The following is a 13,768-nucleotide window of genomic DNA, read 5'->3' on the forward strand; positions in this document are numbered from 1 at the left end:
TTTTTTCTTCATAGCAAAAAGCGATAGGTCATTTTGAAAATAAATGTATTCTGCGGTTGTTTGCCTAAAATTTGTGTGTCCAGATTAACAAATAAATCGTCCATAGGATTTCCCGAACCATTTGTTCCTTGCGACCAAACCAAATAAATTTCTGAGCCTGGTATATATTCCCATCTTAAAACCAAATTGGAGCGGAACTGAACAAATGAAAAGTCAGGATTACGAAAGGAATAGTCATTGGTCCCATTTTGATTTTCGTCAACATTATAAATATTTGTTGCACTATCAAATGAAATCTGCTTTTGATTGTATGTTACAACTCTATCTGCAAAATAGGCTGCACGGGGGTTGGTAACGTAATTAAAATCTGAATATTTTCCAGTTGACACAAATGGCTGTCCATAATACTGAATAGTAAAATTGGGATTTATGCTATAATTGAGCCGCAATGAAGCGCTTAATGTCTGCTGTTCCAAATGCGAAGTTATATATCGAATTCCGTTTTCATAATTTGATTGCGTTACATATTGTGTTTTACTCTGATTAACATTGAAATTTGGATTCAAAGTAATCGACAACGCATTTGTTGGCTGATATGTCACACTAGGATCTATTGCCTTATACGAGAAAGAATTGTTTTTTCCTTGGGCGAAAAACACTCCAGCTTGAAAACGAAGCTTTTTTCGCGGATCCGAACCAAAAGTATTATAGCTTACAAATTCTTCTGAAAATCTAAATTTTGGCCCGCCCTGCAAATAGGCATTATTATAGATTCTAGGTTTATAAGAAAAACCGATATTCGCCCACCAATAGTTCTTAAATTCTGATTTCCCCAAAAGATCATAATAAGTCCGATTGTGAAAACCTCCAAAATCGTAGGTTACAAAAGGTTCTAAACGCACCATTCCGCTTCTGAAAATCCCAAAAGGTTTTAAAGATTGATAGCTTACATAGAAAGTCTGCTTGATTTCATCCGCCTGACGCAGAAAGCCAATGTCATTGAGCTCCAATTCCGGCGAACGCCAGGTTAGTGTCGCATTATATCGCCAGTGTCCCTCAGCTGCTTTTCCTGCTTCAATCTTTCCTCCCGTCCCCGTAAGTGACGTTCTGCTTTCATCAACAGAAACATAATCAGCATCTGCTCTTTGAAACAAATGTGAAATTTCTTTCTGCGTGTTCGTAATCGATTCTCTTGAACCTAAGACATGACTTGAAATTACATTTCCACCTATAAAATATTTCCGATTTTTCCAATTGTGCTTGAAATCCAATCCGCCGGTATATGCTGCTTTTCGCAAAAGCAGAAATTGCGGTTCATCTGTATTTCTGCTGGTTGCCGTTAAGATTGCTCCCAGAAAACTATTTCGGCCGTTAAAATCTTTTTGAACACGGCCTACAAAATAATTGGTAAGCGGTTCTACATGAACTTCTTGTCGTTCTTGACCGTTATCGATTTTGACATATTCGTCTGCCGTAACACTTTCCATAATTCCTAATGACCAACCATTTTTTGTTTTCCCGCTAAATTTTGCGGCACCCAAAATGGTTGTATTTTGAGGACGTTTGATAAAATCTTCTTTTTGAGTTGTAATTATCCCTTGCGGACTTCGACCGATACGTCTGGAATAAAAAAGATTGTCTTCATTGTTTCCAAAATTGCAATCGAAAATGTTTTTGTTTTCGATAAAAAAAGGACGTCTCTCTTGAAGAAATATCTGAAATCCATCCAAAGCAATTACAGCAGGATCGGCCTCAACCTGACCAAAATCAGGGTTTATAGTCAAATCCAGCGTCAAATCATTTGTAACTCCAATTTTAGCATCAAGTCCCGCATTTAATGTGAGATCTTCCCCGTCTCTAAATGGATTTCCGTTTTCTTGTTCATATGTATCAAGCTGCGTTAAAAAGTAAGGCTGAATTTCCAATTGTTTTTGGGGTTTAAGATTGGCTAAACCCTCTAAATTTCCAAATTCACTTACCCAGCCCGGCGCATCAGCCGGGATACGTTGCCAAACCGATCGCTCCTGTTTTCGAAAATACCTGCGCGTAGCTTGAAAACCCCAAATTTGATCTTTGCCCGCACTGAATTTTAACTGACTGAGCGGAATTTTCATTTCAGCAGTCCAGCCTTCTGAGTCAATATTTGTTTTTACATACCAAATCGGATTCCAGCTTGCATCCCAGTTATTCCCATTATCTGCAATAAATTCATCACTTTTAACTCCCGATGCCGAAATAGTAAACGAAAATCCAGTACGCTTGTCGTGATAACTATCAATATTCACTTCGACAAAATCGCCGTCAAAACCATCTCGTCTTGACAAACGTTTTACAATTTTTTCGGGCTCTTTATCATAACACTTGAAAGCAACATATAAAAATTTAGCATCGTAAAGAATTTTAAACTTAGTCTGCTCTGTTGGAGCTGTATTTTCATCGGGAAGATTCTCTATAAAATCGGTTTGCCAATCTACGATATCCCAGCTTGAATCGGTTAAAATTCCATCAATTATTGGAGCTTTATTATTTTCTAATGATTTTGTGGTATAACTTCTTTTTTCAATTTTAGACTGTTCCTGTGCTAAACAATATTGAATTGAAAAGAAGACTGTCAGCAAAATCTTTATTCGCTGTAAAGCCATATTGGTTATTTTTGCCGATTTTTTTATTTACTTAATTCCAGAACCCACATTTTTGTTGCTGGAATAACTGTTTTTTGAGAAGTCGAAATTTTTTCTTCTGTAATAACATTTTTAGCAGAAGCAAAACCGGCTGTCCTTTCATTATATTTTTGAAAATCAATTTCTTTTTCAGAATTGCTTGTATTCATCACACACATTATTGTTTGGCTGTCATCATATCTAAAATAAACATATAAGCCATCTACAGGCGTATAATGCATCATTTTTCCCGTTTTTATTGCTGATGCATTTTTTCTAAAATTAGCCAGCTTGCGAACCAATTCCTGTGTCGATTTTTCGTCATCAGTCATTCCTTTTCCTGTAAAAGCATTTTTCTCATCTTCTTTCCATCCTCCTGGAAAATCAGCTCTTAGTAAGCCATCTGGATTTTTAAATCCCTTCATCAAAACTTCAGAACCATAATATAGCTGTGGAATTCCTCTGCAGGTCAGCAGCCACTGAAACCCAATTTTTTGCTTTTCTGCATTTTCTCCCATTAATGAAAAAAATCGAGCCTCGTCATGATTATCTAAAAGCAATACTTTCTGCATTGGATTTTTACTCAAAAAATCACTGCTCAAAGTATAATACAATTGATTGACTCCGCCTTTCCACCCAAAAGGTTCTGTCAAAGCTGGAATGATTCCGTAATACAGACTCTGAAAATCTACAACTGAAGGCAAATTGCTTTTGAACGGTGTATCTATATTATTCTGCTCAAAATAAGCCTGATTTGCTACCCCGTGCACCATTATTTCGCCAAAAATGGAAATCTTTGGAAACTCATCCATTATAGCTTTGTTGCAGCGGTTGGCAAAATTCAGGTCATTATAGGTATAAGTATCAAGGCGAACTCCATCAATACCAAACTTTTCAATATGCCAAATGCAATTTTGGATAATGAAATTGGCCATAAACGGATTATCTTGATTAATGTCTGGCATTATTTTATCAAACCAGCCATCGCTCATTTTCTTTTTGTCAGATTTTGTTCCGTAAGGATCAAAAAGCGGAATCTCTCTATAATTGGTTTGAGTATATTCGGGCCAGCGGTGAACCCAGTCATTTGCAGGAGGATCTAATTCTAGAAAATGAAATGACCCAATATGATTATAAACAGCATCAAAAATAAGCTTCATTCCTCTTGAGTGAAGCTGATTGCTCAATTTTTCATACATCGCATCTCCGCCATATCTTTGATCAATTTTGTAATGATTTGTAATTGCGTAACCATGCTCTGTTCTTTCCTCCATATCATTTTCCATAACCGGAGTAAACCACAATGCTGTAACTCCAAGCCCCTGAATATAGTCCAGATTATTAATCACACCTTGCAAATCTCCTCCATGACGATCATACATTTCTTTTCGATTAAGGGACTGGTCACGCATTCCTTTGATTTTATCATTGGCAGTATCTCCATTACTAAAGCGATCAACCATAATCAATTCGATAAAGTCGCTGGAAGTCACTCCCTGCGCATATTGTATTCCGTTACCAGCTCTTCGGTTGTATATAGGCCATTTTATTTTCTGTTTCCCAGATTTTTGATTCAATTCAATAATTACATCACCAGCAGCAGTTTCGGGTGAAATAGTAATATCTACCGCAATGTATTTTGAATTTGGAAAGGAATAAGTTTTGTTTATCGCTATTCCCGGATAATTGATGTTGATTTTATCTGTAGTAAAAGAGTCATCAGTACTTCGAATTAATAATTGAATGGAATTGGTCTTCATTCCTACCCACCAATTTGTTGGATAAACTTCTGTATTTTTAGCATTAATTGCTAAAGAAAAGCAGCATAGCAACATTAAAATAAAAGAGGTATTCTTCATAATATTTTTTTTAAAGTTAGAATAGTCGGCGAAGATATTATGCTTTTTAGCAATCAAAAAGGCAATTATTTAAACAGCATGATTTGTGTTGCAGACAGCAATCCAGAATCAATTATGCCATTTACAGAAGAAAACTGTTTTCTGGATCAGTCCAGTTTTTATTTTAAAACAAAAACATTAACTTTAAAATAAATGACAAGTTAAAACCAGCTTACTTATATCAAGAGGATGTTCGAGAATATTTTATATAAGCCGAATTCATAGAGAATCTTTGCACATTTAGAGTATAATTATACAGTGCGCAATTTGAGAAGATTTTTTTTTCAATAAACATGTAAAGCTGCATGTCCCAAAGAAATAAACAACAAAAATTTTTGTCTTTGCCCTATATTATATTTCTATAAACTGCAGCATTGATGCTGCATTCAAATATGGTCAAAGCCATTACGGCTTCATGACGGAGTGATGTTTCTATTGCTTCAAATCAGGTTTTTCGCATCGAAAGGATTGATATTGTTATTTCTAATAACTGATATGCAAAATGCTGCAATACACAATTCATTTTGGATCTTGTAGCTAAACAGACGGTTGCTTTAACTGATTAAATGCGAATTATCTCAAAAGACAAATGCATATATTAGACCCGTATGTTAGAGTGAGTACGGATGAGCAGGCAGAGAAAGGGTTCTCACAGCGCAATCAGGAGGAAATGATGAGAAAGTATTGTAGTATAAACCATATACAGATACGTAATGTAATATATGAAGACCATTCGGTAAAGACCTTCAACAGGCCTCAATGGAAAAAATTTCTTGCTGATTTGAAAAAATACAAGAATAAAATCAACATGGTGCTTTTTATGAAGTGGGACAGGTTCAGTCGTAATGCCGGTGATGCTTACCAAATGATCAATGTTTTAAGAAAATTGGGTGTAGAACCACAGGCTATAGAACAGCCGCTTGATTTAAGTGTTCCAGAAAATAAAATGATGCTTGCCTTTTATCTGGCTGCGCCCGAGGTTGAAAATGACCGTCGGGCATTAAATACTTTTCAAGGTCTTAGACGCGGGAAGAAGGAGGGGAGGCACATGGGAATGGCGCCTTATGGATATGCAAATAAGATTACTGAGGATGGAAAGAAATATATTGCTATTGTGCCGGAAAAAGCGGCAAAACTTATTTGGATATTCGAACAGGTTGCAAGAAATGTTTTTAGCACCGAGTCTATTTACCAGATGGCAAAAGATAAAGGGCTTGTCTTATCTAAGAGCAATTTATGGGTAATTCTAAGAAATCCGCTCTACTGCGGGAAGATAGTTGTGCCCAAATACAAGGATGAAGAAGAAAAATGGGTCAATGGACAGCATGAGCCGATTGTCAGCGAGGGATTATTTTATCGGGTACAGGATGTTCTGGACAGTAAAGCTAGAACATACAGACCGAAAATTAAGACTATTGAGAACTTTCTCTTGCGGGGCTTTTTTCTTTGCCCGCAGTGCGGTCAGAAATTAACAGGAAGCAAATGCAAAGGAAGAAGTAAATATTATTACTATTATCATTGTGATAAGGATTGCAGATGGAGAATAAACTCAGAGGTAGTTAATAAAATATTTAAAGAACATTTAAATAAATTAAAACCTTTAGCAGAAGTAAAGAAATTATACACGGCAGTTCTGCTTGAAGCTTACAGAGAGCATACAGGTGTGGTCGCCAATGAAAAGAAGAAATCCCTTGAGCAGATTGCAGTTTATGAAAAGAAATTATCAGTTGCCAGAAATTTGCTGGTTACAGAGAAAATAGATCCTGAAGATTATAATCTCATGAAAGCGGAGTACAATGCTGTTATAAGTAAGCTGGAAAAAGAGATTGGAAATGTAGAGGATGATAGGACTAATATAGAGCAGTTAACGAACTCAGGACTGGAAAACCTTATAAAACTCGGCGAGACCTTTGAAAATGGGACTTTAGCTGATTCTAGGGAGATGATTGGTTTAATTTTTCCTGAAAATTTCACATTTGAAGAAAAGAAAATCCGCACCGCCCGAATCAATGAAATGGTCAACTGCATCTATTTGGTAAACAATAGATTACGGGCAAAAAAAAACGGGACAAAAGATGATATTTTTCTTTTGTCCCGAGTAGTGACCTTACTGAACAATTTACAAACCATTTTATGATGATTTAAAGAAATTATTTTATTTTCAAGTGATTTTGTAAAATAATTATTTTTGTTTTTTATTTTGAAGCGGTTTATATATCCTGTTAGGGTTAAATGTTAAAAAATGCTAAAACAAAATTGTAATAACATTTTATAAAACTTTTAAATATAAATTTTTAAACTAATAGGAAATCAACTTGTTACAAGTGAATTTAGATTATATTTTTTAAAATTTCCCAATCAAATTTAACCATTAAAGCAGTTTTAAATTTTTTATTTAAAAAACATCAATTTGTAAGTTATTATATTTTTAAATAATTTTTGGCAGTTAGAAATAATAATAATTTATGTTAAATTTGCCTCGTGCGAAAACAGATTGTCTACATATTTATTTTTCTAATAGCTTCCAACAGCAGTTTTGTGCAGCAGTTTTATAAATTGCCTGTATTAATGCAGCATTACCAAGAGCACAAACAATTAATGGACTTAAGTTTTTTGGATTTCTTGTCCATGCATTATTGGGGAGAAGATTTAAAAGACAATGACTCAGACCGTGACATGCAACTTCCCTTTAAAACAATAAACAGCAGTTCAGTACACTTTGTCTTCATTTTAGAGGACAAAGATTTACTTCCGGTTCCTTTCAATCCGGAGATACCACAATCAAAAATACCAACTTATAGATCTGATCTTTTTTCAGATCCAAATCTGCTTTCCCTTTTTAGACCTCCAATCGCATAATTATTTTTTAAAATTTTTATTGAAGTGGCTGAAACGTATTGTTTCGAGCTCTTCATTTATTATTTTTTCAATTAATACATTATGCTTAATAAAGTAATTCAGTTCTCAGTTAAGAACAAACTGGCAATTGGAATCTTTACACTGCTGTGGATTGTCTATGGCGTGTATGAGGTTACCCAGTTGCCGATTGATGCCGTGCCGGACATCACAAACAATCAGGTGCAAATTATTACAACAGCGCCATCCCTTGGAGCTGAAGACGTAGAAAGACTGATCACTTTTCCGATTGAACAGGCGATCAGCAATATTCCGCATCTTAAAGAAAGCCGTAGTATTTCTCGCTTCGGACTTTCATTAGTAAGTGTTGTTTTTGAAGACGATGCCGATGTGTATTGGGCAAGACAGCAGATAACAGAAAGACTCCAACAGGTAGAAATCGATCGAAATGCCAACAGACCCGAAATGGCTCCTGTCACTACAGGTTTAGGAGAAATCTATCAATATGTTTTAAAGCCAAAACCAGGCTTTGAAGAGAAATATTCTCTTGAAGATTTAAGAACCATTCAGGATTGGACAATTAGGAGACAGCTTTTAGGAACAGCAGGAATTGCAGATGTCTCAACTTTTGGAGGGAAATTAAAACAGTATGAAATTGCAGTAAATCCTGCCAGATTGAAAGCTCAAAATCTAACCATCAGCGAAGTTTTTACAGCTCTAAATAGCAGTAACGAAAACACTGGGGGAGCTTATATCGAGAAAGGGCCAACGGTTTCCTATATCAGAAGTACTGGTTTAGCTAAAAGTATTGAAGATATTGAAAATATTGTAGTTAAAAGTACACAAGGCGGACTTCCAATTTTAGTAAAAGATGTTGCTGATGTTAAGATTTCTTCGGCAATTCGTTATGGTGCATTGACTACGGACGAATACGGAGAATCTGTCGGCGGAATTGTTATGATGCTGAAAGGAGAAAATGCCAATAATGTTATTGTTAATGTAAAAGACAAAATAGCCGAAATTGAAAAAATTCTTCCAGAAGGTTTAAAAATTGAGCCTTTTCTAGACCGAACCAAAATGGTAGACAACGCCATTGGAACAGTAGAAAAAAACTTAATTGAAGGTGCTTTAATCGTTGTCCTGATTCTGGTTTTATTCCTTGGAAATCTAAGAGCCGGTTTTATTGTAGCTTCAGTTATTCCATTAGCTATGCTTTTTGCCATTATTATGATGAATACTTTTGGCGTAAGCGGAAACCTAATGAGCCTTGGCGCCTTAGATTTTGGACTAATTGTAGATGGAGCTGTTATTATCGTAGAAGCCATTCTGCATCATCTTCACAGCTCAAAAAAATACAAAGCAATAGATTCTATTTCGCAAGAAGAAATAGATAAAGAAGTGACAGGATCGGCCGCACGAATGATGAACGCAGCAGTTTTTGGACAAATTATCATTCTGATTGTGTATTTGCCAATTCTTTCTTTACAAGGTATTGAAGGTAAAATGTTCAAACCAATGGCGCAGACTGTTGCCTTTGCCATTTTAGGAGCTTTCATTTTATCATTGACTTATGTGCCAATGGTTAGTGCTTTATTTTTAAGCAAAAAAATCAGCCATAAAAAAAATCTTTCTGACCGTGTTATGGAAAGATTAGAAAATGCTTATGAAGGTTGGCTGACGAAAGCTTTACGCATTAGAAAATCGATTGTCATTGGAGCATTTGTACTTTTCGGAATCGCAGTCTTATTGTTTGCAAGAATGGGAGGAGAGTTTATTCCGCAGTTGGAAGAAGGAGATTTTGCCGTTGAAACCCGTTTACTTCTTGGAACCAATCTTTCAACAACTACTGAAACCATCACGAAAATTTCTAAGGAATTGAAAAAAGAATATCCAGAAGTTCAGCAAATAGTTTCCAGAATTGGAAGTGCTGAAATTCCAACCGATCCAATGCCAATTGAAGGTGGAGATATGATTATTGTTCTAAAAGACAAATCGGAATGGGCAAGCGCTTCTTCGTTTTCTGAATTGGCTGATAAAATGACTAAAACGGTAAAAAAAGTTGCTCCAGGAGTTACAACTGGATTTCAATTTCCTGTTCAAATGCGTTTTAACGAATTAATGACAGGAGCAAAACAAGATTTGGTTTGTAAAATCTATGGAGAAGATCTTCAGAAACTTTCTGAATATGCAGAAAAACTTGGAAACATAAGTAAAACCGTTGAAGGTGCAGCCGATTTATACGTAGAAAAAGTTACTGGAATGCCTCAAATCGTAATTGATTATAATTGGGCAGAAATGGCGAAATACGGTTTGCGTGTTGCTGATGTGAATGCAACAATTAACGCCGCTTTTGCAGGTGCTGTTGCAGGAAGTATTTACGAAGGTGAAAAACGTTTTGATATGGTGATTCGTGTAGAAGACAACGGAAGAAAAGGTATTGAAGACGTTAGAAATCTGTTGATTGCAACACCATCAGGAATGCAGATTCCGCTTTATCAAGTGGCTAAAGTAGATGAAGTTGAAGGGCCAAACCAAATTCAGAGAGAAAATGCCAAAAGAAGAATCATTGTCGGATTTAATGTTCGAGGTAGAGACGTTCAGTCAATTGTGGAAGAATTACAGCAGAAAGTAAATCAGCAGATTAAATTTGATCCAGGTTATTATGTCACTTATGGTGGAGCTTTTGAGAATCTTCAGCAGGCAAAAGCGAGATTGGGAGTTGCAGTTCCTGCCGCTTTATTGATGATTTTCGCTTTGCTTTATTTTGCTTTTAAATCGTTTAAAGAAGGAATAATCATTTTTACCGCCATTCCATTATCTGCAATAGGAGGTGTGTTTGCTTTAGCCTTGCGAGATATGCCTTTTAGTATTTCGGCAGGAGTTGGTTTTATTGCGCTTTTTGGAGTTGCAGTATTAAACGGAATTGTTTTGATTTCCGAGTTTAACCGAATTCAAAAACACGGGGAAATCACAGATCCTTTTGACATTATTTTATTAGGAACCAAAAATAGATTACGTCCAGTTTTAATGACCGCAGCTGTGGCTTCATTAGGATTTCTTCCAATGGCTTTAAGTAATGGTGCAGGAGCAGAGGTACAGCGTCCGCTAGCGACAGTGGTAATCGGTGGATTGGTAACAGCAACACTTTTAACTCTTTTTGTACTTCCAGCTATTTATTTGATGACTTTTCACGCTAAAGGGTTTTCTCAAAAAAGAAAAAAACACATGAATAATCTAACCATTTTATTGAGCATTCTTTTTATTGGTAACATAGCAAATGCGCAAGAATTACCAATTTCGCTAGACGAATCTATTTCAATTGCGATTCAAAACAACAGAACGATTAAATCGGCAAAATTAAACGAACAGTCTAAGGGCCATTTGCAAAAAACAGGATATAATCTTCCGCAGACACAAATCGATGCCGATTACGGACAGTTTAACAGCGTAAAGAAAGACACGAGATTTGGAATTAGCCAGACTTTTGCTTTTCCTACCGTTTACAGCAATCAGAAAAAAGCATTTCAAGCCGATTTTAATAAAGCAAAAGCTGAAGTGCAGCTGACTTCTCAGGAAATTAAAACGAGAGTTCGGACTATTTATTACAATTATTTGTGGCTGAACAGCAAAAAAGAACTTTTGGTCTATGCCGATTCCATTTATAGAATCATGGAAAAGAAATCAGATTTAAGATTTAAAGCAGGTGAAGCCAATGTTTTAGAAAAAAGCGCTTCGCAATCTGCGAGACAATTCTACAGCAATCAACTTGTAATGGTAAACAGAGATATCGAAATTGCTTTAAATTCATTCAATGCTATTCTTCAAGATAAAGTTGAACATGCTCCTAAAAAGCAAAAGCTAAAAGCAGTTTTAGATAGAGCTTCAATCGAAAGTTTAAAAACAGAAAATCTTCCTGCTGTTCAGCGTTCGCAATTTGAATCGGAATCTGCCAAATGGAGATGGAAGACAGAAAGTGCCAAAATGCTTCCTGAAATTACTTTAGGTTATAATAATTTAAGTATTATCGGAACTCAAACTAACACTTCAGGTCAGGAAGTTTATTATGATAGTTCACAAAGATTTAATTACATAAATGCTGGACTTTCGATCCCTATTTTTTTCACGAGTCAATCTGAACGAAAAAGAGCGGCAAAAGCAGAATATGAAAGTTATGCAGAGTTGTCTGAAGCTTTAAAAATAGAAGTAAAAACTAATATTGAAAATGCAGATCGCGAGCTGAAAAAATACGAAGAAAGCTTGGCGTATTATGAAACGGACGGACTAAAAAATGCTCAAACCATTATCGAAGCTTCAAGCAGCCAATTGCAGAATGGAGATATCGATTACTTGCAATGGGTTTTAGTAGTAAATCAAGCCATTACAATTAAAAGTGAATATCTAGACGCATTGGATGCTTATAATAAAGCAGTTGTTACACTGCAAAATCTTAATAATATTTAAAATGAAAAAATATATTTCAGCGTTTGCAAGCGCATTAGTACTGATCTCTTGCGGAAAGAAGCAAAATGAAGAGAACAAGAATGCCGAGGATAAAAGTATATCGGTTATAAAATTAACTACCGAACAGGTTAAAAACGCAGGACTAGAAACAGGCAATCCAACGCTTAGAAACATACAAGAAGTTTTACAGCTGCAAGGTACTGTTACTGTTCCTCCAAAAAGTGTTGTGAGCATCAGCATTCCATTAGGAGGATATGTAAAAAGCACGAACTTGATTGCGGGGATGAATGTGCAGAAAGGACAAGTTTTGGCCGTATTAGAAGATATGCAGTTTATTGAATTGCAGCAGGATTATCTTATGGCGAAAGAAAAATTTGAACTGGCTCAAAATGAATATAAAAGGCAGAAAGAACTTAATACAAACAAAGCGAGCAGTGATAAGGTTTTGGAGCAGATTACTACCGAAATGAGAACACAGCGTATTACAATGTCTTCTTTGGAGCATAAACTCACTTTATTGGGAATCAATCCAAAAAAGCTTACGGTTTCTACAATTAGCAATACGATAAAGGTGATTTCACCAATAAACGGTTTGGTATCAAAAGTGAATGTCAATGTGGGGAAATATGTAAATCCAACCGATATGCTTTTTGAATTGATTGACAAAAAAGACATAGTTCTGACTCTAAATGCTTTTGAAAAAGATGTTGCTTCCTTATCTGTGGGACAGACCGTTATGGCTTTCGCCAATAATTCGGATACTAAAAAATACCCGGCAAAAATTGCCTTTATCAATCAAAGTTTAAATGGCGATCGTGCTGCAGAAATTATCTGTAAAGTAAATGTTTATAATCCGTCACTTTTGCCTGGGCTGTTTATCAATGCCGAAGTTGAAGTAGGGAATCAAAAAGCTCTTACAATTCCTGAAGATGCTGTAGTGCGCTGGCAGGGCAAATTTTATGTTTTTATAGATATTGGTAATAATCAGTTTCAAATGGTGGAAGTGAAGTCTGGAGTTAAAAACGAAGGTTTCTGTCAGGTTGCTTCAAATGAGTTAAATAATTCTTCTAAAATCGTTGTGAAAAATGCCTACACTTTATTGATGTCTGCCATGAATCAAGATGAACAATAATTCATAAATTTCTCATTACAAATTTAGTCTTAAACAATAAAACCTCAGTAAAATTAAGCTTTACTGGGGGTTTCGTTTTATTTAGTTATCCTTTTGCATAGAAATGGAAAATAAAACAATTTTTTGCTTTAGTCGAGCAACAATTATATTTAAAAGAGAAGTAAATCAATTTTTAAACTCAGTTGAACAACAATATTTAATATCAAAAAATTATGATAAACCAAAGAGAAAAAATCCTATATCTTGAATGGGATTTCGAACGATCGTCCAGCTTCGATTAAATCTCTAATAGCGCCAGTTTAACACTGTTTATTTCAAACAGACTAAGAATTTCTTGTGAAAAAATCGAACCGCAAATATTATGCTGTGAAGGCTTGAAAAATCTACGTATTAGGGCATAAAAAAAGAGACAACTATTTGCTAGTTGTCTCCTTAAATGACCTTACTGAGCAATTTACAAACCATTTTATGAATGATTTAAAGAAATTAGCATATTTTCAGGTGAATTTGCAAGGTGATTATTTTAATTTTTTATTTAGAAGCGGTTTGTATGTATCGTAGAAGTTAAATGCTAAAAGACTATTTTAAAAATATAATTGAACCTCTAAAGAATATTTATTAAATTAAAATCTATAAGTTTAGTTGATTTATTATTACAAGAATTTGATTCAAATAATAAATTATATAAATCTTTATCCTAAATAAATATCATATTTGTTTAGGACAGGAATGTTATTGGTGCTGGAATTTTTTAACTTTGG

General features: G+C 35.2%; 6 protein-coding genes. 4 read left to right on the forward strand and 2 right to left on the reverse strand.

All coding sequences use genetic code 11. The annotated features are described in order from the left end of the window. Nucleotides 1–8: 8 nt before the first annotated feature. Together NU08_RS10130 and NU08_RS10135 are read right to left on the reverse strand one after the other, a co-directional pair. Complete coding sequence (locus NU08_RS10130; RefSeq protein ID WP_129747003.1) at nt 9–2,642, reverse strand: DUF5916 domain-containing protein; 2,634 nt, start codon at nt 2,640–2,642, stop codon at nt 9–11. A 23-nt stretch (nt 2,643–2,665) separates the two neighbouring features. Further along, on the reverse strand, nt 2,666–4,519 hold the full coding sequence (locus tag NU08_RS10135; protein WP_129747004.1) for an alpha-amylase family glycosyl hydrolase: 1,854 nt from the start codon (nt 4,517–4,519) through the stop codon (nt 2,666–2,668). 628 nt (nt 4,520–5,147) lie between these two features. On the opposite strand from NU08_RS10135, the gene NU08_RS10140 reads away from it, so the two are divergent. The 4 genes from NU08_RS10140 (at nt 5,148) to NU08_RS10155 (ending at nt 13,007) form a co-directional block, all read left to right on the forward strand. Beyond that, nucleotides 5,148–6,695 carry a recombinase family protein gene (locus tag NU08_RS10140; protein ID WP_129747005.1) on the forward strand — a complete coding sequence of 516 codons (1,548 nt, stop codon included), beginning with the start codon at nt 5,148–5,150 and terminating at the stop codon, nt 6,693–6,695. Between the two features lie 344 nt (nt 6,696–7,039). Continuing rightward, nucleotides 7,040–7,417: a hypothetical protein gene (locus NU08_RS10145; protein WP_129747006.1), complete on the forward strand. Its 378-nt coding sequence runs from the start codon at nt 7,040–7,042 to the stop codon at nt 7,415–7,417. 81 nt (nt 7,418–7,498) lie between these two features. Continuing rightward, entirely contained in the window at nt 7,499–11,875 is a 4,377-nt protein-coding gene (locus tag NU08_RS10150) for a CusA/CzcA family heavy metal efflux RND transporter (protein ID WP_129747007.1), read from the forward strand. Nucleotide 11,876: 1 nt separating this feature from the next. Next, nucleotides 11,877–13,007 carry an efflux RND transporter periplasmic adaptor subunit gene (locus NU08_RS10155; protein WP_129747008.1) on the forward strand — a complete coding sequence of 377 codons (1,131 nt, stop codon included), beginning with the start codon at nt 11,877–11,879 and terminating at the stop codon, nt 13,005–13,007. Nucleotides 13,008–13,768 lie beyond the last annotated feature (761 nt).

It is taken from the genome of Flavobacterium anhuiense (assembly GCF_004151235.1).
GTDB lineage: Bacteria > Bacteroidota > Bacteroidia > Flavobacteriales > Flavobacteriaceae > Flavobacterium > Flavobacterium anhuiense_A.